Annotated in this window: 18 protein-coding genes; 5 read left to right on the forward strand and 13 right to left on the reverse strand. The window is 47.7% G+C overall.

Translation table 11 applies throughout. The annotated features are described in order from the left end of the window. Positions 1-67: 67 nt before the first annotated feature. From BZ167_RS07895 to BZ167_RS07915, 5 genes are all read right to left on the reverse strand, one after another. A protein-coding gene (locus BZ167_RS07895) for an IS3 family transposase (protein ID WP_095352997.1) occupies positions 68-1,218 on the reverse strand; the annotation gives its coding sequence in 2 pieces (ribosomal slippage) (positions 68-945 and positions 945-1,218; 1,152 coding nt in all). A gap of 186 nt (positions 1,219-1,404) precedes the next feature. Beyond that, positions 1,405-1,839 carry an RDD family protein gene (locus BZ167_RS07900; protein WP_033575151.1) on the reverse strand — a complete coding sequence of 145 codons (435 nt, stop codon included), beginning with the start codon at positions 1,837-1,839 and terminating at the stop codon, positions 1,405-1,407. A 14-nt stretch (positions 1,840-1,853) separates the two neighbouring features. Continuing rightward, on the reverse strand, positions 1,854-2,990 hold the full coding sequence (locus BZ167_RS07905) for a zinc-dependent alcohol dehydrogenase (protein ID WP_015416779.1): 1,137 nt from the start codon (positions 2,988-2,990) through the stop codon (positions 1,854-1,856). A 64-nt stretch (positions 2,991-3,054) separates the two neighbouring features. Next, complete coding sequence (locus BZ167_RS07910) at positions 3,055-4,257, reverse strand: GTP-binding protein (RefSeq protein WP_015416778.1); 1,203 nt, start codon at positions 4,255-4,257, stop codon at positions 3,055-3,057. 187 nt (positions 4,258-4,444) lie between these two features. Continuing rightward, entirely contained in the window at positions 4,445-5,650 is a 1,206-nt protein-coding gene (locus BZ167_RS07915) for an MFS transporter (protein WP_033575150.1), read from the reverse strand. A gap of 180 nt (positions 5,651-5,830) precedes the next feature. Between BZ167_RS07915 and nirB the strand changes: the two genes are divergently transcribed. The 5 genes from nirB to cobA all read left to right on the forward strand — a co-directional run bounded on the left by nirB (position 5,831) and on the right by cobA (position 14,667). Continuing rightward, on the forward strand, positions 5,831-8,158 hold the full coding sequence (gene nirB / locus BZ167_RS07920; RefSeq protein WP_033575149.1) for a nitrite reductase large subunit NirB: 2,328 nt from the start codon (positions 5,831-5,833) through the stop codon (positions 8,156-8,158). Then, positions 8,151-10,283: an assimilatory nitrate reductase catalytic subunit NasC gene (gene nasC / locus BZ167_RS07925; RefSeq protein ID WP_033575148.1), complete on the forward strand. Its 2,133-nt coding sequence runs from the start codon at positions 8,151-8,153 to the stop codon at positions 10,281-10,283. Before nirB ends, nasC begins: the two co-directional genes overlap by 8 nt. A 119-nt stretch (positions 10,284-10,402) precedes the next feature. Continuing rightward, the gene (nasD, locus tag BZ167_RS07930; protein WP_033575147.1) at positions 10,403-12,820 is read left to right on the forward strand and encodes an NADPH-nitrite reductase; all 2,418 of its coding nucleotides are present in this window, start codon (positions 10,403-10,405) and stop codon (positions 12,818-12,820) included. A 20-nt stretch (positions 12,821-12,840) separates the two neighbouring features. After that, positions 12,841-13,161, forward strand: a complete 321-nt coding sequence (nirD, locus tag BZ167_RS07935) for a nitrite reductase small subunit NirD (protein ID WP_007409365.1) — start codon at positions 12,841-12,843, stop codon at positions 13,159-13,161. 66 nt (positions 13,162-13,227) lie between these two features. Then, positions 13,228-14,667, forward strand: a complete 1,440-nt coding sequence (cobA, locus tag BZ167_RS07940; protein WP_040238581.1) for a uroporphyrinogen-III C-methyltransferase — start codon at positions 13,228-13,230, stop codon at positions 14,665-14,667. 55 nt (positions 14,668-14,722) lie between these two features. Here the strand turns inward: cobA and BZ167_RS07945 are convergent, their stop codons facing one another. The 8 genes from BZ167_RS07945 to BZ167_RS07980 form a co-directional block, all read right to left on the reverse strand. Further along, positions 14,723-15,733, reverse strand: a complete 1,011-nt coding sequence (locus BZ167_RS07945) for an NAD(P)/FAD-dependent oxidoreductase (protein ID WP_015416773.1) — start codon at positions 15,731-15,733, stop codon at positions 14,723-14,725. A gap of 196 nt (positions 15,734-15,929) precedes the next feature. Further along, positions 15,930-17,165, reverse strand: a complete 1,236-nt coding sequence (locus tag BZ167_RS07950; RefSeq protein WP_003156600.1) for a proline utilization transcriptional regulator PutR — start codon at positions 17,163-17,165, stop codon at positions 15,930-15,932. A 157-nt stretch (positions 17,166-17,322) separates the two neighbouring features. Beyond that, complete coding sequence (gene putP, locus BZ167_RS07955) at positions 17,323-18,744, reverse strand: sodium/proline symporter PutP (protein WP_228903618.1); 1,422 nt, start codon at positions 18,742-18,744, stop codon at positions 17,323-17,325. A gap of 124 nt (positions 18,745-18,868) precedes the next feature. Continuing rightward, entirely contained in the window at positions 18,869-20,416 is a 1,548-nt protein-coding gene (gene pruA / locus BZ167_RS07960; RefSeq protein ID WP_011996302.1) for an L-glutamate gamma-semialdehyde dehydrogenase, read from the reverse strand. A 17-nt stretch (positions 20,417-20,433) separates the two neighbouring features. Next, positions 20,434-21,345 (reverse strand): proline dehydrogenase family protein, encoded by a 912-nt coding sequence (locus BZ167_RS07965; RefSeq protein ID WP_087920787.1) that lies wholly within the window; start codon positions 21,343-21,345, stop codon positions 20,434-20,436. A 187-nt stretch (positions 21,346-21,532) separates the two neighbouring features. Continuing rightward, the gene (locus BZ167_RS07970) at positions 21,533-22,318 is read right to left on the reverse strand and encodes a nucleotidyltransferase domain-containing protein (protein ID WP_039252847.1); all 786 of its coding nucleotides are present in this window, start codon (positions 22,316-22,318) and stop codon (positions 21,533-21,535) included. Between the two features lie 65 nt (positions 22,319-22,383). Further along, positions 22,384-23,340 carry a cephalosporin C deacetylase gene (cah, locus tag BZ167_RS07975; RefSeq protein WP_007409374.1) on the reverse strand — a complete coding sequence of 319 codons (957 nt, stop codon included), beginning with the start codon at positions 23,338-23,340 and terminating at the stop codon, positions 22,384-22,386. Between the two features lie 140 nt (positions 23,341-23,480). Beyond that, entirely contained in the window at positions 23,481-24,041 is a 561-nt protein-coding gene (locus tag BZ167_RS07980; RefSeq protein WP_003156609.1) for a shikimate kinase, read from the reverse strand. Positions 24,042-24,165 lie beyond the last annotated feature (124 nt).

Below are 24,165 nucleotides of genomic sequence, written 5' to 3' on the forward strand. Positions count from 1 at the left end.
GCTGTAATGAAAAACGCAGCTAAAGACGGGACTGACCCCCGTTTTTGAGACAGGGATCAAAACACCTTTAAGCAGCCAGCTGTCGGTATGTGACCGGCGGCTGGTTGTTTAGTTTCGTTTGAATACGAATGTTGTTATAATAGTATATATAGGTTTCGACAGTTTGCTCTACGATGGTCGTCGTAGTGCTTTCCAACCTGTCGAGGTAGAACGTTTCAGACTTTAGTGAGGAATGAAACGATTCGATGGAGGCATTATCAGCGGGTGTCCCTTTACGGGACATGCTCATGGTAATGCCTTTTGTTTTAACAGCTTTCTGATACTCATAAGATGTATAAACAGAACCTTGGTCACTATGTAACACGCAGTTCTCTGGGAGTACGGGCAGCTGATCAAGTGTGTGTAAGACAAAATCTGTGTCCTGTCTATCGCCAATCGTAAAAGCAATCACTTCTCCATTGTATAAATCCAATATACTGGAAAGATACAATTGTTTCTGCCCATAAGGCAAATATGTGATATCCGTTACTAGCTTTTCCAGAGGGCGATCAGACTGAAAGTTCCGATCTAATATATTCTCGGCCACGGCATATGGCTGCCCATTCTTCTTGCGCTTTTTCACCTTAACCCGGCATTGCCACTGGTTTTTCTGCATAATGCGCTGAACCGTTTTATGATTAATACGCATTCCCTTTTTTAATATGGCTGTGATTTTCCGATAGCCATATCGATACTTATGTTCTCGGCACAACGTGCCGATTTGTTTTTCTAAATGGTATTTAGGGTTATCTTTCATCAGATTCTTCTTCCAACGATAATAAGATGCTCGTGAGATACCTAAATGAATACAGATATCCTGTATGGTCATTGTGCCGCGCAATGCTTCTACAAGCTCGACTGGCGTTTCGCTATCAGCTTCCTTTCCAATTCGTTGTACTTTTTTAACACTTCATTCTGTTGTCTCAGATAACGATTTTCTGCCTGCAGTTTCTCTAATTCGGAAGAATACTCTGGACCTTTTCCATAAGAATATTGCTTTCCGACAGGTTGTTCGAATCGATGTGTGTCCCCAGCTTTATACCACCTGACCCATGTCTGCACCTGCGTCTTATTCTTTATATTCAATTCCTGCATGATCTCCTTCACAGGCACGCCCGCCAATCTCATTTCTACAGCCTTCTGTTTGACTTCAACCGGATAACTCACTCTTGCCCTCATAGAAAAACACCTCCAAGTCTAATTTCGGATAACAACGATCCGTTTTCAAACTTGAAGGTGTTTTTTGTTTGTCTCATATTATGGGGTCAGTCCCAGACAATGCAGCTTTTTTCATGACTCTTTCCTCCTTTAACGTTTGTTATATGTTGCTCCCTCATCCATTTTTTATGCAAAAAAAGAGCGAAATTATTCGCTCTTTTCAATCGATTCGTCCGACAGCGCGTATGTGACATACGTTCCCGCTACAAAATCGTGGATTGACCGTCTGTCTTCTCTCATTCCGACCATGAATGCGCTCACGATCACACCAATTCCAAACGTCACGCCATATATCAGGCCGCCCACAAGCACTCTCAAAATCATAGTGAGGAAGCCTACCTGAGTGCCGTCTTTTTTGACGATGCGGATACCGCAGATCTTTTTGCCGATAACATAACCGTTCCAGTATACAGGGAGCAAAATAGCATAAAGAGTCAAAATGATGCTGATCATTGTGCTCTCATTCGGATCTTTTCCTGTTGCCAGCATAAAAATAATCACCAAAGGCACTGAAGTAATTAAATAGTCGAGTACCACGGCTCCCAATCTGATCCAAAATCCCGCCGGTCTGTAAATATTCATCATGTTTCTCCTCGCTATGGCTTTAAAATCACTTTAATGTTGCCATCTTCTTTTTTGTCAAATATATCATATGCAGCAGGAGCTTCCGCAAGACTCATTTTGTGTGTAATGATATCCGTCGGATCAATTTCATTTTGTTCGATCATTTGATACAGCATCGGCATCAGATGAATAACGGGTGCTTGGCCCATTTTTAAAGAAACGTTGCGTGTGAAAAAATCACCGAGCGGAAAGCCGTCCGCTTCAGAAATGTATGCGCCCGTGAGCTGCACGGTTCCGAACTTCTTAACGGCTTCTGATGCTGTAAGAATCGGACTGATCGTTCCGAACTGATTCGGTTTTTGCTCTGTTTTTTCTTTTGAAAGCGGCGTGCCGTCCATTCCGACACAATCAATCACTACATCCGCGCCCCCTGACGTTTGTTCATGCAACAGTTTCCCGATCTCATCATGTTCTGAAAAATTGAAGGTCTCTGCTCCGTTTATGCGTCTCGCATGTTCAAGGCGGTGCGGGACTTGATCAACTGCGATAACCCGGTTAGCTCCTTTTTTCCACGCGAATTTTTGCGCCATTAAGCCGATCGGACCTGATCCCAGAATCACGACTGTATCTCCTTTTTTCACTCCGCTGTGCTGGACGCTCCAAAAGGCGGTCGGCATGACATCTGACAGAAGCAGCACCTGCTCATCTTCAAGCTCACTGTCTGCCGGAACCAGAAAAGAAGAGAAATCAGCATAAGGAACACGTAAATATTCAGCCTGCCCGCCGGGATAATTACCGTTAAACTCCGAAAAACCGAATAAGCCGCCGGCATCTGTATGAGGATTTGGATTAGATTCATCACACTGGCTTTCCATCTGGTGCTTGCAATAATGACATTCTCCGCAGCCGATGTTAAAAGGAATCACGACTCGGTCGCCTTTTTTCAGCTTTTTGACTTGACTGCCCGTTTCTTCAACGATTCCCATCGGCTCATGCCCGACGATATAACCCGGATCGGCGGGTATTCCGTTTTTATATAAATGAAGGTCTGAACCGCATATCCCGGTTGCGGTGATTCGAACGATGGCATCTCTCTCATCTTGAATGGCGGGTGCCGGGACTTCTTTCACTTCCATATGTTCTTTTCCTTGGTATGTCAGTGCTTTCACACTTGGTCAGCTCCTTTTTCATCACTCCTTCCCTTTTCACCTGCTTCTAAACTTGGCCGGTATGTTATTCGGCCCGCTGAATATCCCATTGAAAAGGATCTTCAAGCTGCGACCAATCGGAATCAAACTCAGACGGCGTGAGCAGGCACTGATCCAATTCCTTTGTAATGGCTGCTTCATCTAAATCTGTTCCGATAAACACCAGGTTCGTATGACGGTCTCCGAATTGGTCGTCCCAATCTTCCAGAATCTCCGGTTCCTGCTGTTTGTTCTGCTCCTGCTCAAGTTTCGGCATTGCCGCCACCCAATAAGAAACAGGCTCAATCGAAACCGCCGGACCCGCCTGAGACATCAGCAGCGCAAGACTGTTGCGGGTTGCACACCAAGCAATTCCTTTTGCGCGCACAATGCTGTCAGGCATTGATTGATGCAGCCAGCTGTCAAAACGAGCGGTATGAAACGGCAGACGCCGCGAGTACACAAACGAAGTGATGCCGTACTCTTCCGTTTCGGGAGTGTGCGCTTCATGACCTGCCGTCAGTTCCTTTATCCATCCTGCTGATGAACTCGCTTCCTCAAACTCAAATAAACCGGTATTCAATATGGATTCGGCGGGCACTTCTCCGCGGACGGACCGGATCAGTCTGGCACGGGGCTGTAATGCGCGAAGGACCGTTTCCAGCTGTTCAAGCTCTTTTTCGCCCACCATGTCGCATTTATTTAAAATGAGCACATCACAAAACTCGATTTGGTCAATTAATAAATCGGCAATCACCCGTTCATCCTCTTCACCCGCCGCTTCCTTCCGGTCAAGAAGGCTGTCACCGGACTGGAAATCATGCCAGAAGCGGTTTGCATCCACCACGGTCACCATTGTGTCCAGCCTGCAGAATGTTGTCAGAACAATGCCCATTTCTTCATCTATATAAGAAAATGTCTGGGCAACGGGAATCGGTTCGCTGATCCCTGTTGATTCAATCACAATATAATCAAATCTGCCGTCTTTCGCGAGTTTCTCAACTTCGACTAATAAATCTTCACGCAGCGTGCAGCAGATACAGCCGTTGGATAATTCTACGAGTTTCTCATCCGTCCTTGACAAGCCGCCTCCCTGCTTCACCAAGCCCGCGTCTATATTTACTTCGCTCATGTCATTGACGATGACGGCAATTTTTAAACCGCTGCGGTTTTGTAAAATATGATTCAGAACGGTCGTCTTTCCGGCACCAAGATAGCCGCTCAATACTGTAACCGGAATTTTTTTCATAAAATAGCCTCCTGACAAAATAGAATGATTACGATTTATACCCCACACCTGCCCTTTTTCATCATGATGTACATTATTATAAATCGTAATGGTTACTATTTATTCTGATATATTCTCCGTTTAAAATCAAGTGAAAAATAATCAATCATAAAAAAGACACGCTGTCATACGTGTCTTCCGCCCAAACTTAAACATCCGCAGGACTGTTTTCAGTGCCATAGCTTTTTCTCCAAAAATAGCCTGCGGCCAGAACAAGCACAAATGCGAGCAATGCGATACATGAGAAAGAGATAAAACCGATCGCATACGTTCCCGTCATCTGCTTCAATGATCCTAAAATATTCGGAAGGAAAAAACCCCCTATGCCGCCGGCTGCTCCGACGATTCCCGTCACCATTCCGATTTCTTTTGCAAAGTGCTGAGGGACAAGCTGAAATACCGCTCCGTTGCCCATACCGAGCGCCATCATTCCGATAAACAGCAGAACGATCACCATTGAAAGCGGAGGCAGGCTGCTGACTCCCGCCATACACAGAGCCGCGATGACAAACAGTACAGCCAGAACTTTCGCACCTCCCGCACGGTCTGAAATCCAGCCTCCTGCAGGGCGAAAAAAACTGCCCGCTGCGACACATATTGTGACGAAATCACCGGCATGGATTTTTGACAATTGATATTGATCAACGAAAAAAATCGCCAAAAAACTTGATAATCCCACAAAACCTCCGAAAGTGACGCCGTACAAAAGACAGAAACACCATGTTTCCTTCTGCCTGAACACGTGAAGGTAGTTTATAAGCGGCTGCGGTGCGGGCTGTGCAGGAGAGTCCTTCGCCATGACGATAAACAGTATAAAAACGATCATCAACGGAAGAAGCGCAATTCCCATTACACTGTGCCACCCAAACTGTTCCGCAAGGCGGGGACCGAACAATGTCGCAAACAAAGTGCCGCTGTTGCCGGCACCTGCTATCCCCATCGCAAGCCCCTGCAAGTGAGGCGGATACCATCGGCTCGCCATCGGAAGCGCAACAGCAAAACTTGCGCCGGCCACGCCCAGCAGAATGCCGATCGCATACAGCTCAGTCAAAGAACGGCCGCCGAATGCCCCCCAAAGCAGCGGGATCATCGTGATCAGCATCCCGATCACGGCTGTTTTCTTCGGCCCGATCCTGTCCGTTAACACGCCTAAAATGATCCGAAACACAGATCCTGATAAGATCGGCAGAGCCACGACAAACCCTTTTTCAAAAGAAGATAACCCGAAATCCTGAGAAATATAAACGCCGAGCGCTCCCAGCATTACCCAAATCATAAAACTCACATCAAAATATAAGAAGGAACAGAGCAGAGTGAGCGGATGACCGCTTGTTTTTAATTCCGACAGCTTCATAACATTCTCCTTTCCGGTCTTCTATCATTTCAAATTGCTGAATCAAGAATATATGACCGGCATTCACCGGAAAAGACATGTGTAAGATAATGCGACACATTTAATGCGTTAATCAGGCAATGTGCCATAATTTCTCATAGAGAAGCAATCTTACAGGCAGCTGCAAAGGAGGTTTGGCGAATGAAGAAACAACGATTAATTGCAGCAGGGAACGGAATGGCCGGAATCCGCTGTATTGAACACATTTTAAAGATGAACCGTGACATGTTTGAGATTGTCATTTTCGGAAGCGAACCTCATCCCAATTACAATCGCATTCTCTTATCCTCCGTTTTACAAGGTGAGGTTTCGCTTGATGACATTACGCTGAATAGCCGCGAATGGTACGAAAAAAACGGAATTACGCTTTACACGGAAGAAACGGTTGTACACATTGATACAGAACGGCAGGTTGTCACAACGGATCGGAAGCGCAGCATGACTTACGATCAAATCATCCTTGCAACGGGCTCCTCTCCTTATATTCTCCCCATACCCGGAGCAGATAAAGAAGGTGTGTACGGCTTTCGGACAATAGAGGACTGCCAATCCCTTATCAATGCGGCCGGCCGGTATCAAAAGGCGGCGGTCATCGGCGCCGGTTTATTAGGTCTTGAAGCGGCCGTCGGCTTACGGCAGCTCGGCATGGACGTCAGCGTCATTCACCACTCTTCCGCCATTATGCAAAAACAGCTTGATCAAACGGCATCCCGCCTGCTGCAGAAAGAGCTGGAACGAAAAGGCTTAGTCTTTCTTTTAGAGAAAGACACGGCATCCATTACAGGAAACTCACGGGCGGAAGGCATCCGTTTCAAAGACGGTTCTTCCATAGAAGCAGACCTGATTGTCATGGCCGCCGGTGTGAGGCCCAATATCCGTTTGGCTGCATCTGCCGGACTTTCAGTGAACCGAGGAATCATCGTCAATCAATTCATGCAGACGAACAAACCGAATGTGTATGCCGTCGGTGAATGCGCGGAGCATGACGGGATTGTATACGGATTGGCGGCGCCGCTTTATGAACAGGGAAAAGTGCTCGCGCAGCATCTATGCGGCGTCCCGTGCGAAGGGTTTCAAGGCTTTGCACAATCTGCGGCCTTAAAAATAGCCGGTATTGATGTATGGTCGGCAGGAAAGGTGCACGAGGATGAGCACACAGCCGGCATATTGTTCCATGATGAGCATGCAGGCATCTACAAAAAAGCGCTCTTTGAGGACGATAAACCGGCCGGCTTTATTTTATTCGGGGACACGCGCGGTAAACAGCGGCTTCTCGACAGCCTTGTGAAGCAAAGAGATATTTCCATCGTGAAAAAACAGCTCATGGAACCGGATCAGGGCGGTATATCCTTTGAATCCATGCCTCCCCATGAAACCATTTGCCAATGCAGCTCAGTGACCAAGGGCTCCATTGAAGAAGCGGTGAACAAATATGGCTTAAAAACCGCGGAGGAAGTGAAGTACATGACAAAAGCATCCGGGTCTTGCGGAGGATGCAGGCCGCTCGTTGAAGACTTGCTGAAGTATATGGCGAGCGATGATTACACAAAACCCTCCCGCCAGCCTTCGTTTTGCGGCTGCACCGATTTGACGGAAGAAGAAGTCATCGCCGAACTTCGGCGCCGTCCGTTCACTGATGCCGCCGAGGTGATGGAAGTGATCGGCTGGAAAACAGAAAACGGCTGCCGCATTTGTATTCCGGCGCTTCACTACTACCTGGAAAGGATGCGGCCTGATTTTATGCAGTTCAATGAAATATCGGCGGAAGAGACATGCACCCTGATTCCGCAAATGTACGGCGGACTGACAAGTGCGGCAGAGCTCAAAAACATCGCAGACGTCATTGAAACATACGGCATCCCCGAGGTTTCGATGACTGACAGTCACCGGCTGAGGCTTTCCGGAATCAGGCCAAATGACCTTGCAAGCATCAGAAAAGCACTGAACATGCCGGCTTTCTCCCCCCGGCACCGCAGGACGATTCAAATCAAAGCATGTACGTGCGGACAGCATCGCTCCTTTCAAGAGCTGGCAAGCAGGATTGAACGAGATACCGATACACTTGCCGTCCCCGCTTATGTATCCGTCAGCTTGTCATGTGAAAACAATTGCACCGATGCTTACATTCAGGATATCGGCGCGCTTCAGACACAAACTTGCTGGGAGATTTATATCGGGGGCGTCCGCGGAAAACAAGCCCGCGCCGGCAGCCTTTTTTGTGTGACGGATAACGAAGACAGTACCGCCGCTATGATGAAAGGCCTTATTCAATATTATCGCGAAACAGCTCACTACAACGAAGCGATTTATCAATGGGTTGACAGACTCGGCCTCGTCCATATCAGAGAAATGCTGTTTGAAGAAGATATGCGGACACAGCTTCTGAAAAATCTCCGTTCAGACATATCCCTGCTGCAAAACCTGTCTGCCGGGAAAACGCCATACGAAAGGATGAAGCTTTTTGACTGAACCGATGCTCCGTTATTTCCGTGACAAACTGCAAGATGTCCAATCGGAAAAAACATATGAGACGCAATGCCCGTTCTGCAGCATGCAATGCAAAATGCAGCTTACGGAACAAACCTTCGCGGCACGGAAGAAATACACTGCAATCGGCATTGATAATCCGACGACACATGGCCGTTTATGTACAAAAGGCATGAATGCCCATCAGCATGCCGTGCACTCTTCCCGCATTACACGCCCCCTGCTTAAAAAAAACGGTGAATTTGTGCCTGTCTCTTGGGCTGAAGCACTGAATCGCATTAAGGAACAAATCAATCTGATCCAAACCGAACACGGCAATGATGCGATGGCCGTCTACGGGAGCGCCTCAATTACAAATGAAGAAGCCTATCTGCTTGGAAAGTTCGCACGGGTCGGCTTACAGACGAAATACATCGATTACAACGGGCGGCTCTGTATGTCTGCCGCAGCAACGGCGGCCGGCCAGACATTCGGCGCGGACAGGGGCCTGACGAATCCATTATCGGACATCCCGCATACACGTGTCATCATCCTGGCAGGCACCAATATCGCCGAATGCCAGCCGACGATCATGCCGTATTTTGATAAAGCGAAAGAAAACGGAGCTTACATTATCGCCATTGATCCCCGGGAAACGGCGACGACCAAAATAGCCGATCTTCACCTGAAAATCAAGCCCGGCACAGACGCAGCCCTGGCAAACGGACTCGTCAAAATCTGCATTGACGAACAGCTTACAGACAAAGACTTTATCCGCACCCGCACAAACGGATTCGATAAGCTCAAACGGCATACCGACGCTTTGGATCTGAAAGAGATCTCCGAGCAGACAAGTGTTCCTTTGGAGCATATGCGAAAGGCCGCCGTGAAGTTTGCCAAGGAAACATCCGGCATGCTGTTTACAGCGCGGGGGATCGAACAGCAGACTGACGGTACCGCGGCAGTGAAAGCTTTCTTAAATATGGTGCTGATCACGGGAAAAATCGGCAAGCCCTTCTCAGGTTACGGGGCGATTACCGGTCAGGGCAACGGACAAGGCGCGAGAGAACACGGCCAAAAAGCGGATCAGCTTCCGGGCTACCGTTCTATCGAAATTGAAGAACACCGGGCGCATATTGCGAAGGTGTGGAGGATTCATCAGGATGAGCTGCCGCAAAAAGGCGTCTCAGCCTATGAAATGATAGAAAAAATAGATAGCGGCGACATCAAAGGACTGTTTATCATGTGTTCCAATCCGGCTGTTTCCGGCCCAAATGCGAATTTCGTCAAGCAGGCAATCAAGAAACTGAGATTCTTTGTCGCAGTTGACTTATTTATTTCTGAGACCGCGGCATTCGCGGATGTGATTTTACCCGCCTCCTCTTATTTGGAAGACGAAGGCACGATGACAAATGTAGAAGGCCGCGTGACATTAAGAGAAGCGAGCCGCACCTGCCCCGGAGAAGCGAAACATGATTGGCAGATCATCTGTGACATTGCCTCCGCTCTTGGTAAAGGGCATTATTTTCCCTATACGTCGGCGGAGGAAATCTTTAACGAACTGAGAGAAGCGAGCCGCGGCGGAATTGCTGATTACTCTGGCATCACCTATGACAGGCTCAGGCGGGAAGGCGGCATTCAGTGGCCATGTCCTGAAGCGGATCATCCCGGAACCGGGCGATTGTTTGAGCACTCATTTGCCCATCCCGATCACAGAGCTGAATTAAGCGTGATTCCAAATGAACCGGCCGTCCCGAAAGAGAAACCGAGCGCCGGCTATCCGCTTTATTTAACCACGGGCAGGGTGATGTCTCATTACTTAACGGGTGTCCAAACGAGAAAAAGCTCCGCCCTGGCTGCAAGACATTTCGAATCCTTTGTGGAAATCCACCCAAAAACGGCGGCCGACTACCATATCGAAGACCGTGTTCTCGTGAAAATAGAATCCCCCCGGGGCAGCATCACGGTCCGGAGCAGATGGTCGGAGAACGTACGAAAAGACACGTTGTTTGTTCCCATCCATTGGTCTGACACGCAAAACGTCAACGACTTAATTGGTGAAGCCTTGGATCCGGACTGTAAAATGCCCGGTTTTAAGATGTGTGCGGTACGAATCAGCCCTATATAATTTTTCATAAAATTTTTAGATTTTTTAGTATTTTTTGTTACATTTCATAACATGCATCTTAAATATTTGTTTTTGCTGTGCTACGCTAAAAAAAACAAAGATAAGGAGCGGATCATCTGATGGGAAAAAAACAGCTAGTCCTTGTTGGAAATGGAATGGCCGGGGTAAGAGCGATTGAAGAAATACTGCGTGTTTCAAAAGACGAATTCGAGATTACAATATTCGGGGCCGAACCTCATCCCAACTATAACCGAATCCTTCTGTCAAAAGTGCTGCAAGGCGATACCGACATTCAAGACATTACGTTAAACGATTGGAACTGGTACAAAGAAAACAACATTCAGCTGTATACCGGTGAAACAGTCATCAAAGTCGACACGGAAAACAAAACCGTCATCACCGATGCAGACAGAATCCAGCCTTACGATGAACTCATCCTGGCGACAGGCTCTGTCCCTTTTATCCTTCCGATTCCGGGCGCAGACAAACAAGGCGTCACGGCTTTCCGGGATATAAAAGATACCGACACGATGCTCGCCGCGTCAAAACAATATAAAAAAGCAGCCGTCATCGGCGGAGGACTGCTTGGTTTGGAAGCCGCACGCGGACTGCTGAATCTCGGAATGGACGTGTCTGTCATCCACCTCGCCCCATTCCTGATGGAGCGCCAGCTTGACGCAGCGGCGGGACGCCTGCTGCAAAACGAATTAGAAAAACAAGGCATGACCTTTTTCCTTGAAAAGCAAACCGAAGAAATTCTCGGTACTGACCGTGTCGAAGGGGTACGCTTCAAAGACGGCACAAGCATCGAAGCTGACCTGGTCGTCATGGCGGTCGGCATCCGCCCGAATACACAGCTTGGCACAGAAAGCGGCATTCCGGTAAACCGCGGAATCATTGTCAACGATTATATGCAGACTGACATTCCGCACATTTACGCGGTCGGTGAATGTGCCGAGCACCGCGGAATCGCATACGGTCTTGTGGCGCCGCTCTATGAACAGGCAAAAGTGCTGGCCAAACATATTTGCGGCATTGAAACAAAACCGTATGAAGGCTCCGTTCTCTCCACTCAATTAAAGGTATCAGGCGTCGAAGTCTTCTCTGCCGGTGACTTTAACGAATCAGAGGACAAAAAAGCGATTAAAGTGTTCGATGAGCAGGACGGCATTTATAAAAAAATCGTCCTGAGGGGCAATCAAATTGTCGGCGCTGTTTTGTTCGGAGACAGCAGCGAGGGCAGCCGCCTGTTTTCAATGATTCAAAAACAAGCCGATATCTCTGAAACCTCCAAAATATCAATCTTACAGCCTCTTGATCAGGAAGCAGGCGCAAGCATGACCGCGGCGATGAGCGACGATGAAATCATCTGCGGATGCAACGGCGTATCAAAAGGCGCGATTATTCAAGCCATTCAGGAAAAAGGCTGCACATCTACGGACGAAATCAAAGCATGCACCGGGGCATCCCGTTCCTGCGGAGGCTGTAAACCGCTCGTGGAAGACATTCTTCAATATACACTGGGCTCAGAATTTGACGCGTCCGCGCAAAAAGAAGCGATTTGCGGCTGCACATCACTGTCGAGAGATGAAGTCGTAGAAGAAATCAAAGCCAAAGGTCTGTCCCATACAAGAGAAATCATGAACGTGCTCGGCTGGAAAACGCCGGAGGGCTGCTCCAAATGCCGTCCTGCCCTCAACTACTACTTAGGCATGATTAATCCGGCTACATACGAGGATGACAGGACATCCCGTTTTGTGAACGAACGGATGCACGCCAATATTCAAAAAGACGGAACATACTCAGTCGTTCCCCGGATGTACGGCGGCGTGACCAACTCTCAGGATCTCCGCAAGATCGCCGATGTCGTCGACAAATATGAGATCCCGCTCGTTAAAATGACAGGCGGCCAGCGAATTGATCTCATCGGCGTCAAAAAAGAAGACCTGCCGAAAGTATGGGCCGAGCTTGATATGCCTTCAGGCTACGCGTACGGAAAAACACTCCGCACGGTAAAAACGTGCGTAGGCGAACAATTCTGCCGCTTCGGCACGCAAGACTCCATGGCACTGGGCATTGCGCTTGAGAAAAAATTCGAAGGGCTCAATACGCCTCATAAGGTCAAAATGGCCGTGTCCGCCTGCCCGCGGAACTGTGCGGAATCAGGCATTAAGGACCTTGGCGTTGTCGGCATCGACGGAGGCTGGGAGCTTTATGTCGGCGGAAACGGCGGAACCCATTTGCGCGCCGGTGATTTGCTGATGAAAGTAAAAACGAATGAAGAAGTCTTAGAATATGCGGGTGCTTACCTTCAGTACTACAGGGAAACGGCAAACTATCTGGAGCGGACATCCGCATGGCTTGAGCGCGTCGGTTTATCTCATGTCCAATCCGTATTAAACGATCCGGAAAAACGGCAGGAGCTCAACGACAGAATGAATGAGACACTCTCTGTCCACAAAGATCCGTGGCAATACTTCCTTAAAGATAAAAAAGCATCTAAAGATCTATTCGAAAATGTCGTCACGACTTCATAAAACAGTAAGGGGGAACGGACATGGTGAATAAAGATATGACAAAGGTTTGCATAGGCAAAGTAAACGAATTACCCGAGGAGTTAGGAAAAACCGTATATATAGAAGATAAAGAGCTTGCCGTATTTAAGCTTTCTGACGGGAGCGTCCGCGCCGTCGAAAACCGCTGTCCCCATAAAGGGGGCGTCTTGGCTGAAGGCATCGTCAGCGGAGAATACGTCTTCTGCCCGATGCATGACTGGAAAATCTCCTTAGAAGACGGAAAAGTCCAAGAGCCGGATCATGGCTGTGTCAAAACATACGAAACACTGATTGAAGGAGAGAATGTATACCTCCTGTATTGAGCAAAGACCGGATCACTTTTTCAAGTGGTCCTTCATTTTTTAAACTGCTGAAGGGATGACGCCATCATGAAAAACGGAATCGTATATTTTGTCGGTGCCGGACCAGGAGACCCGGGGCTGATCACCGTAAAAGGAAAACAGGCTCTGGAGAAAGCGGATATTATTTTGTATGACCGGCTCGCAAACCCAAAGTTTCTTGAATATGCCTCACCCGACTGCCGCTTCATTTATTGCGGAAAGCTGCCCGACCGCCATTTTATGAAACAGTCTGAGATAAATGCCCTGCTGATTGAAAAAGCGGCGGAAGGCTGCACCGTAGTCCGCTTGAAAGGCGGAGACCCAAGTGTGTTCGGCAGAGTCGGCGAAGAAGCAGAGGCGCTTCATCAGCACGGCATCCGCTACGAAATGGTGCCCGGCATCACCTCGGGAATCGCAGCGCCGCTGTATGCGGGAGTCCCCGTCACCCATCGTGATTTCGCTTCGTCCTTCGCGATGATCACCGCTCATGATACATCATTGCACGGCAGGCCGAATCTCGACTGGGAAGGGCTTGCCCGAAGCGTTCAAACGCTTGTGTTTTATATGGGCGTTAAAAACCTGTCATTTATATGCCGTAAGCTTACGGAGTACGGTAAATCCCCTTCCGTTCCCGTACTCGTCATTCAATGGGGGACGTGGGGGCGGCAGCGGAGCGTTAAAGGAACGCTTCAGGATATCCATGAAAAAGTTCAAAGCCAAAACATCACCAACCCTGCCATTATCGTCATCGGTGATATTGTCAATTTTCAAACACACAGCTGGTTTGAAAGCAAACCGTTCATCGGGCGGCATATCATGGTTGTCACTCATGGCGATGAAGAACATACATTGACAGACAAGCTGCGCGAGTATGGCGCCGATGTTATTGAGTGGCCGAAGCGGATCGTTAAAAAAATGCCCGCAAACGAAAATATCCTGAAACAGATCAGCACCTTTGAACAACTATTTTTCACATCACGCCTTGCGGTATGCGAATTCTTTGACACACTGGCTTTCAAGCAGATCGACATCCGCCGGGTGACCGCAAGCCTGAATGCAGCGACTGAGGCCGCAAAGACGGAACTGACAAAACGGGGCTTTCTCCTATCCGAATGGCAAATTGATTCTCCGCATTCACTCATTGTAGGAAGCCGTCAAGCAGCAGAAAACTTGTCAGACTCAAAATCATGCCCGTTTTATATCACCCATGAACATATCGCAGATGAGCGGTTCACTTCCATGATCGAACGCACGATCAGCGAGTCTCCTCTGCAAATGATTATCTGTACGGGCAAAGAATCCGCTCAGCATTTGATCAGCGCCGGAAAACAAATCGGCATATCACCGGATCCGTCAGCAAACCGCCCTCCCGTCATCTGCATGGGCGAAGACGTCCCCGCCGGCTGCGGGTTTACCGCCGTGAAAAATCAGGAACAGTTATTTGCGTTTATACGAGATGAAATGAAAGACATGCTCGTTCACAGCTGATACGCCGGAATGCTTTTCTGACCCCCCAGACTCAACATCGGGGGTCAGCCCTTTTTTATTGTGTCACCAATTTTTTATGGTGAGTCGAATACATCGCCATCTGATCCGCCTGCGGGTCCAAATAGGCTTTGGCGCTGTTCACGGCGGTCGGCCCCTCCGTGAAACCGCCTGCAATCAATCTGAGCTTGCTTTCATAATGGGCGGCGTCACCGGCGACAAACACGCCCGAAAGATTCGTCCGCATATGTCTGTCAGCTTTAATCCTGCCTTCTTCTATCTCAAGCCCCCAGTCCTTCATCGGACCGAGATCAATTTTAAACCCGTGGTTGATAATGAGCTCATCAAGCTTGATGACTTCAGAAAGTCCCGACTCAGTTTGGCAAACGGTGACGCTCTCGATCCGTTCTCCGGTGCCGTTGAGATGCTTCAGACGATATGGCGCAAGCACCCGCACGGAAGACCGCTTCATTTTCGCCACGCTGCTTTCCAAACCGCCGAACTCCTCCCTGCGGTGCAAGACGGTAACAGACGCCGCAATCGGTTCCAGCTCATTCGCCCAGTCAACCGCGGTATCTCCCCCTCCTGAAATCACGACATGCTTATCTCGAAACGCATCAAGCTTCTCCACCTTATAATGAAGGTTCTTTCCTGAATAACGGCTCGCATCCGCGCTGTCAAGTTCATTGACCTCAAGCGTTCCCATGCCGACGGCCAAAATCACCGTGCGCGTATAGTGCTTTTCCCCTTCGGAACTTTCAAGCACAATGGTTCCGTCTTCCAGCCGTTCAAATCCGGTCACCCGCTGATTCAACACGATATCCGGCTCAAATGTCGCCGCCTGTTCCTTCAGCTGCGTAATCAGCTGTTCTCCGGCAATCCCGGGTATTCCGCCGATATCACGGATGATTTTTTCAGGGAAAAACATAGACACTTTCCCTCCGAGCCGCGGCAAAAACTCGATCACTTTCGTTTTCAGCTCGCGCATCCCGCAATAAAAAGCCGCAAACAGGCCGATCGGGCCTCCGCCTATAATCGTGACGTCATACACCTCATGATTTTCCGCCATCGTTCTGCCTCCCGTTTATATCTATACTTCAACATTTTTAATTGAGAATCAATATCAATGAAAGTATAACACATATTGAGGAGCAGTGTTTATTCATTTCTCTCTTGCGGGAAAGGAGTGATTCAGAAGTGAGGTTCTGAGATTGATAAGCGGGAAGGTATTAAAACTGAAACCAGTACGGCGACTGGTTTCTTTTTTATCTCTTTTTCATCAGCATGATATCGAGGTACAGCTGGCACCTTGTCCTGAAGTCGTTTAAATTAATTGATGTCATGTCAAGAATCTGTTTGATACGGTAGTTCAATGTGTTTTGATGAATAAAAAGCTGTTCTGCGGCTGGTTTTGTTTTGCAGTTATTGAGGAGATAGATTTCTAACGTTTTCAGCAGTTCGGTACTGCTTTCTCTGTCTTTGGCTTTTAATAATGCTAAATCATCGTTTACATATTCCAGTGAGGCGTTTTTTTCTTCGATGCTTTCAAGATAGCGGTAAATCCCGAGCTTACTGTATTCGTACGGGATATTTTCCTGGTTTCCGGTAATTTCGGCGGCCTTTATGACTTCAAGGGCCTCTATATAACTTTTGCCGAGCTTCAGGATGCTGCTGTATTCATTGCCGATTCCGATATAGATGGGAGTGGGGATCTTCTGAAAGTGAAAATGAGTCAGCAGTTTGTGGATGAATTCAGATGCTGCCGAAGTGCCGGAGCTTTTTTGCGAGAAGCTTGCGACGACGATGACAATATTGGAATCAATGGTTAAGACGTGACTGACTTTATCCCGCAAATTCAAGTACGATTTGATGTTTTCCTTCACATCTTCGACTGCCTCCCCATCCCCATTTGCGGCGTGCAGGACGACTACCGAAAAAACCGACGGCAGCACGGCGTTCATCTTTTCCGCTTCCCGCCTGAACTCCTTTTCAGAGGAGAATTGCTGAAAGATCGCCCGTTTCACCAGGTCTTCCGCTCTCTCTTCTTTTTCCTGTTTCAGCCGGTTCGTTTTATAGATGATTTTTCCGACATGGAATGAAGTTTCATATAAAAAATCGAGCTCCTCGTCCGTCAAGTTTCGGTCGAGCTCCTGAATCCAGATGTAGCCCATCACTTCGCCTTTATGTTTTGCGCTTACAACCACTCTCTGATTCAGTCCGATACTGTCTATTTTTTCGACACGGAACGGTTCAGGAACGGTTTTCAGCTTTTCGATCACCCCGTCCTTCAGAAACCTTTCAAAAATCTGCACGGGGCATTTTTTTGAAAATATCGTCTGCTGGTTGGCGGAGTCGAAGTGATTAATGTAATAAGAATTATAGGCAAGCAAAAAGAAATCCGCGCTTTCCAGAATAACGGGCTTCTGCAATTCATAACTGATGAAATCAATTAATTTATCAATGTCCGTAAATGAAAAAACTCTCTCTAAAAGCTCTTCCATACCTATTTCTCCTATGCTCTTTTTATCTTTATCATACTCTGCGGGGTGACTTTTTGTATAGAAAAAAATTCACATATTCCCAAAACGGCATGATCCGAAAGCCTGTATCGTGAAAAGAGGAAAAAGGGCGGTCCCTTCTTCCTCTCGTTCCTTGCTTTTATTGAGAAAGTGTATCACGGTACTCATGAAACTGATCTGTGACATCTTTTGACGGAGCCTGTGTCAATAAGCTGACGACAAATACAGCGGCAAGGCTTACAGCAAAGCCCGGAATGATTTCGTACAAAAAGTCTGAAAGACCGGCATTCGCCCAAATGATTACGGTAATCGCTCCCGCAATCATGCCGGCGAGTGCCCCCCATTTCGTCATCCGTTTCCAAAATAAACTGAGCAGTACGACCGGCCCGAATGAAGCGCCGAATCCCGCCCATGCATAGCTGACAAGACCAAGTATCGTGTTATTTTTCTCCCAGGCGAGCACCAAAGCGATGATTGACACCGCAAGCACTGCCATTCTCCCCAGAAATACGAGTTCCTTATCAGAAGCCGAACGCCTGAACATGGACTTATACAAATCCTCTACTAAAGAACTGGACGTGACGAGCAGCTGAGACGAAATCGTACTCATAATGGCCGCTAAAATCGCAGAAATGAGAAATCCCGTAATAATCGGGTGGAACAGAATGTTGCCGAGCTGAATAAAAATGGTTTCCGGATCAGCCAGCTTCAGTCCGTTCTGGTGGTAATACGCGATTCCCGCAAGACCCGTAAACAGCGCGCCTAGTGCAGACAAAATCATCCATCCCATTCCGATCCGTCTGGCGCGTTTGATTTCTTTCACAGACGTGATCGCCATAAAACGCACAATAATATGCGGCTGCCCGAAATAGCCGAGCCCCCACGCAAATAAAGAAATAATGCCAAGGACGGTCGTCCCTTTGAACATGTTAAACAGTTCCGGGTTGACGGAACGGATATCGGCAACGGTTTCCCCCGGGCCGCCCGTATGGAAAATCGTCACAATCGGCACAAGAATAAGCGCCGCAAACATAATGATCCCTTGAACAAAGTCCGTCCAGCTTACCGCCAAAAAGCCTCCGAACAAGGTGTAGGCGACAACGACGCCTGTCACGACCCACAGCCCCGTGTGGTACTTCAACCCTAAAATGCTGTTGAACAAGACACCTCCGGATACCATGCCGGATGATACGTAAAATGTGAAAAAGACGAGAATGACAAGACCCGAAAACAGTCTGAGAAGCTTCGTATGATCACCGAAACGGTTTTCAAGGAAACCCGGAATGGTGATGGAATTCCCCGCTTTTTCGGTATACGTTCTCAGTCTCGGCGCCACGAAAAGCCAGTTCGCCCACGCCCCGAGCACAAGCCCGAGCACAATCCAAGCGCCGCTTAATCCTGTCGAGAACATAGCGCCCGGAAGCCCCATCAAGAGCCATCCGCTCATATCCGCCGCTCCCGCGCTGAGCGCTGTGACGGCAGGGCCTAAAGAACGCCCCCCGAGCATGTAATCCGTCAGATTTGACGTCCGTCTGTAGGCGAAATAACCGATAAACAGCATACCCGCCATATAAATACAAATGGAAATAATCAACTGAATGTTTGCTATGGCATTTCCTCCTCCGCTTTATATGTTTATGGTGAAATGGACACCCCCCGCGAGGAGGATGCCCATTCAGTCCCTCTTAAAACATTTCACTGATTGTTTTCGCCTGCATGTGGAGGGCCAAATAATCCGGGCCGCCCGCTTTTGAATCAGTGCCGGACATTTTGAAGCCTCCGAACGGATGGTAGCCGACAATCGCTCCCGTACAATTGCGGTTGAAGTACAGGTTGCCGACATGGAATTCCTGTTTCGCCCGTTCAATATGTTTGCGGTTATTTGTAATGACCGCGCCTGTCAAACCGTATTCAGTATTGTTGGCCACTTCTAAAGCTTCATCAAAGTTTGACACTTTAGAAAACGCCACGACAGGCCCGAAAATTTCTTCCTGCATGAGTCTTGCTTTCGGATCAAGGTCAGCGAAGATCGTCGGTTTGATGAAGTATCCTTTCGAATCATCACCAGTGCCGCCGCTTACTAAACGCCCTTCTTCTTTTCCGATTTCAATATAGCTCATAATTTTATCATAAGAACCTTGGTCAATGACAGGTCCCATATAAACATCTGCACTATCAGGTTTAGCTGTTACTTTTGATTCCGTAATTTCAATGACACGCTCTAATACTTGATCATACACTTTTTCATGGACAACTGCACGTGAACCTGCAGAACATTTTTGTCCCGCGAAGCCGAATGCTGATGTAAAGATGGATTGAGCCGCCAATTCAATGTCCGCATCTTCGTCAACGACAACCGTATCTTTACCGCCCATTTCTGCAATGACACGTTTTAAATGCTGCTGGCCCGGCTGCACTTTTGCCGCGCGTTCGAAAATTCTCGTACCGACTTCACGTGATCCTGTAAATGTGATAAGGCTTGTTTTCGGATGGTCAACAAGATAATCGCCTACTTCTGCTCCGCTTCCCGGCACAAAGTTGACTACGCCTTTTGGCAATCCGGACTCTTCAAGCACCTCAACAAATTTTGCTGCGATGACCGGTGTAGCACTCGCAGGCTTTAGAACCACTGTGTTTCCAGTAACGATCGGCGCCACTGTTGTTCCTGCCATGATCGCAAACAAGAAGTTCCACGGCGGAATAACAACTGTCACTCCAGTCGGCGTGTACACATATTGGTTTTTCTCGCCCTCACGGCTGTTGACCGGTTTGCCTTTTGCCAGTTCGATCATTTGGCGTGCGTAGTATTCCATAAAGTCGATGGCTTCCGCCGTATCCGCATCAGCTTCGTTCCAAGGTTTTCCCGCTTCCTTGACGAGCAGGGCGGAGAATTCGTGCTTTCTGCGGCGGACTTTGGCAGCTGCGCGGAACAAAACGGCCGCTCTTTCTTCAGGGGATGTGTATCTCCACTCTTCGAACGCTTTCGCAGCTGCTTCAATCGCTTGCTCAGCGTGCTCCTGGGACGCCTTTGACACTTTTCCGACGACTTCTTCTTTATCAGCCGGATTGATTGAAACGATTTTCGCTTCCGTCTCTACCTTTTCACCGTTGATGACGAGCGGATAATCTTTTCCCAGATACTCATTTACCGTCGCAAGCGCTTTCTTAAATTCTTCAACGTTCGATTGATCTTGGAAATTCGTGAATGGTTCGTGTTTATAAGGTGTAGTCATTGTCATCTCTCCCTTTTTTACTTCTTAGTCATTCCTTTAAAGGCGAATGCGATGTTTGAGGGGCGTTCGGCGAGCCGTCTCATGAAATAACCGTACCAGTCATCCCCGTAAGGCAGGTAGACTCTCATGCGGTATCCTTCTTCCACCAGGCTGAGCTGGGTTTGCGAGCGCATGCCGTACAGCATCTGAAACTCAAAACGGTCGTTTGGAATGCCGTGCTCTTTGGCAAGCTGTTTTGTAAACTCGATCATTTTGTCATCATGCGTGGCAACTGCCGTATAATGTCCTTTTAAAAGCTGTTTGCGGATGAGTCTTTTATAATTTTCATCGACGTCGCTTTTTTCAGGATAGGCCACCTTTTCCGATTCTTTATAGGCCCCTTTGACAAGCCGCAGAAACGGATTCAGCGGGCTGAGGTCATCAAGATCCTTCTCCGTTCTGTACAGATAGGCCTGCACCACGGTGCTAACATATTCATACCGGCTCCGGAAGTCTTTAAAGATATCCAGCGTCTTCTGGCATCTCGTTTCATCTTCCATGTCAATCGTCACCATGACTTTATGTTTTTCAGCCGTCTGGAGGATTTTCGTCATATTTTCATAGACGAGATCGAGATCTATATCAAGACCTAAAGACGTCATTTTTAATGACACTTGGGAATTCAGCTGTTCATCAGCGATTAAGGCGATGGTCTGCATGCACTCCTCGGTGCGTTCTTTCGCGACATCACCGCTGTTGACAAATTCCCCCAAATGATCGACAGTAACTGACAGCCCCTGGCTGTTCAAATGTCGGATTGTCGGGATAGAACTGCGGAAATCCATTCCTCCGATGATTTTGCCGGCTGCCACACGGCTTCCCCAGCTTCGCGCCATCTTATTGAGAAAGCTGCTCTTGGATAAAAATAAGAAAAAATCTCTTGTAATCACTTCCAACCTTAACACCCCGCAATCTAAGAAGTATTTGTATGAGTCTATTGTAAATGGACAAAACATCCTCTCACAATATTCTAAAAATACAAAGATTCTGATAAACTTTTGTGGTTTTACCACAATCAGCTTCTTAGATAGCAGGCGGATTATGCCGAAAAAAGGCGGACGGAAATGACGGCAATCGTCAATTTCCGCCTTTTTCCCCCCACGCCTCTTCGACGGTCTGAATCAATAGCCGATTCAGTTCCTCCGTTATGTCAGGTTTCGGCGTTTTGATCGTTTTGACATAGTGCCCGATTCGTTCTATTTCTTCTTCTATAAATGCATGAATGATCGTATTTCTCGGTTCCGGAGCCAGCTCCTGACCGCTTTTTTTCCTTGTAAGCAGTGTATTGATTTCAGAAATGAGCGCTTCATCCGTCAATAAGGAATCGGCCAGTACGGGAAATGACATCGGCGGTACGGAGCCGAACGTTTCAATCCATCTGCAGGCAAGGAGAGGACGCAGAACATAAAAATACTTTTTAATCTTCACTTCACTGCCCCGCAATTCCGTTTTTTCATTCCGTTTTGCCATATTGAGATAATGATAGATGCCGGCTTCAGGCGAAAAGGCGCGGATTTTCAGTTTTCGAAGCTTTTCAGCCGCTGAGAAAGCTTCATAATAGATCATCTCAGAAGAGAGCCATTCCAAAAGAGGCGGATTTGATTTTTTAAAAAGCTGCAGCGCTTTTCTCAGTTCCCAGCCGCTGATGTCAAGCATGTCATGAATCGGCTCTTCTATGACATCCCTATGCGGTTCGATCGAAAAGTACCATTCTTTTTTCGGCACATAGAGAAACCGTACATCATAGTCGCTGTCGCTTGACGGAAATCCCCATGCGCGGCTCCCTGATTCTACGGCGTAAAGCACCTTGACGCCGTGCTGTGCTTCAATTCGTTTTAATTCTTCGATGATCCTTTGTTCCATCTGTATCCGTCCTTTTCCGTGATCATTCCTGAAAAAAGCCCGAGTACTTGGGCTTTTCGCTGTCGTCAGCCTTTCAGATGCGCTTTCAGAAAGGCCAGCTTTTCCGTATGGAAAGAAGGTATGTATTCATGTCCGAAATACCGGTAAACCTTCAATTCTTTTTCCGTTTCCAGATGATTGTACGCGGCAAACACCGTCGACGGCGGGGTCACGCGGTCAATCAGCCCGATGGACATGAGCACCGGAACTTTTACGCGGTCCGCCAGATTCATGATATCAAAATAGGCCAGTGTATTCATCGCGGCCTTCTCCGTTTCAGGACTGCCGTTCTTTCTGAAAAAGGAGTTAATCTCAAGATACGGCTCATCAAGAGCGACATCAATGGCCCGCTCAAAATTGCTTAAATAAGGATAATCGGCCGCAACCGCTCTCGGAATGTCAGATAGTGCCGCCGCGGCGATTGAAAGTCCGCCTCCCTGGCTCCCGCCGATGACGGCGATCCTCGTTTCATCCACTTCATCAAAGCCGCTGATGACTTCCAAAGCCCGGACGGCGTCTAAGTACACGCCGCGGTAATAATATGTATCTTTATCTAAAATCCCTTTCGTCATCCAGCCGGGAACGTGTCCGTGCGGTGAGACGCTTGTATCTGTGCTGCTGTGCTGGCCGCGGACAAGCATGCCGAACGCGGCATATCCGTGAAGCGCCCAATTTACGATGTCATGTATATCCCCGTCATAGCTCGCATTATAGCCGTGATATTTCACGATGGCCGGATGCGGTCCTTGCCGGTCGGGAACGGCGTACCATCCCTCAATTTCCGCCTTGCCGAAGCTTCGGTATGTCAGCCGGAATACTTTCACGCCGTCAGCCGGGTAGCTTTCAGCCTTTAATTCAGGCTTTGCCTCTTCCTTTGCAAGCTCATGTAATGATGATGCCCAAAAATCTGAAAAGTCATGAGGAGCGGTTTTATTTGGTTTATAGGTTTGCAGTTGGTCGAGCGGCAAGTCGTATAATTGCATATCCGATTATTCTCCTTTGTTTTATATGTTTTAATTTTCTGACTCTATCTTAACACGATTTTACACTCATTTTCTAAACATTTTAATAAACGTTTGTTTAAAAACAAAAAAGCCGTGCGCTCACAGCGTCACGGCTCTTTTTACATCGGCTGATACAGGTCCCAGCCGATTTTTAACGTTTCTACGATATAATCGGCTATTTCTTCTGGTTCCAGATTATCCGTCGCCACTTTTGAATTATGTTTATCATAGATGCTTTGGCGCTCGTTAAAGAGCTGCTGCATTTCATCCATGGAACGGTTATGCAGAACGGGACGGCTTTCAATCAGCAGGTCAGCCCGCTGCTTCCAATTCTCCCATGATAAATCAAGATGGAGCACGAGGCAGTTTTCAAGGCAGCACTGTCTGATTTCCTCTTGTTTAAACGAACCGCCCCCAAGCGACACGATCTTGAATTTCGTATTGCGGCAGATATCTAATATATAGTCCTTTTCAGTCTGACGGAAAAAGGCTTCACCTTTTTTCTCAAACATTTCAGGGATGGACATATTGAAATCTTTCTCAATCTGCAAATCAATATCAATAAAGTCTCTGTATAATTTCTTAGCGACCAGCTGGCCGATTGTTGTCTTTCCGACACCCATGAATCCGATCAGTACGATATTTCTTTCTCTTACGGGAATGGCACGTTTTGCGTTCATCTTCGGCGAAATCCTCCTAAGAAATGAAAAAGTTATGTTTATTATATGATAACTCAATATTGAAATATAGAGATAATGCAATGAAAGAAAACCCATCCTTTATAAGAAGAGATGAGTTTTTCTT

This window comes from Bacillus sp. 275 (genome assembly GCF_001999205.1).
GTDB classification, from domain to species: domain Bacteria; phylum Bacillota; class Bacilli; order Bacillales; family Bacillaceae; genus Bacillus; species Bacillus velezensis.

Excerpts from the sequence above, each read along its gene's own strand:
- BZ167_RS07910 (WP_015416778.1), bottom strand. The coding sequence starts at position 4,257 with ATGAAAAAAATTCCGGTTACAGTATTGAGCGGCTATCTTGGTGCCGGA.
- BZ167_RS07980 (WP_003156609.1), bottom strand. The coding sequence starts at position 24,041 with ATGAACGCAAAACGTGCCATTCCCGTAAGAGAAAGAAATATCGTACTG.
- putP (WP_228903618.1), bottom strand. The coding sequence starts at position 18,744 with ATGCTGTTTATCGGTTATTTCGCCTACAGACGGACGTCAAATCTGACG.
- BZ167_RS07945 (WP_015416773.1), bottom strand. The coding sequence starts at position 15,733 with ATGGCGGAAAATCATGAGGTGTATGACGTCACGATTATAGGCGGAGGC.
- BZ167_RS07950 (WP_003156600.1), bottom strand. The coding sequence starts at position 17,165 with ATGGAAGAGCTTTTAGAGAGAGTTTTTTCATTTACGGACATTGATAAA.
- pruA (WP_011996302.1), bottom strand. The coding sequence starts at position 20,416 with ATGACTACACCTTATAAACACGAACCATTCACGAATTTCCAAGATCAA.
- cah (WP_007409374.1), bottom strand. The coding sequence starts at position 23,340 with ATGCAATTATACGACTTGCCGCTCGACCAACTGCAAACCTATAAACCA.
- nirB (WP_033575149.1), top strand. The coding sequence starts at position 5,831 with ATGAAGAAACAACGATTAATTGCAGCAGGGAACGGAATGGCCGGAATC.
- BZ167_RS07900 (WP_033575151.1), bottom strand. The coding sequence starts at position 1,839 with ATGAATATTTACAGACCGGCGGGATTTTGGATCAGATTGGGAGCCGTG.
- nasD (WP_033575147.1), top strand. The coding sequence starts at position 10,403 with ATGGGAAAAAAACAGCTAGTCCTTGTTGGAAATGGAATGGCCGGGGTA.
- cobA (WP_040238581.1), top strand. The coding sequence starts at position 13,228 with ATGAAAAACGGAATCGTATATTTTGTCGGTGCCGGACCAGGAGACCCG.
- nirD (WP_007409365.1), top strand. The coding sequence starts at position 12,841 with ATGGTGAATAAAGATATGACAAAGGTTTGCATAGGCAAAGTAAACGAA.
- BZ167_RS07970 (WP_039252847.1), bottom strand. The coding sequence starts at position 22,318 with ATGGAACAAAGGATCATCGAAGAATTAAAACGAATTGAAGCACAGCAC.
- BZ167_RS07915 (WP_033575150.1), bottom strand. The coding sequence starts at position 5,650 with ATGAAGCTGTCGGAATTAAAAACAAGCGGTCATCCGCTCACTCTGCTC.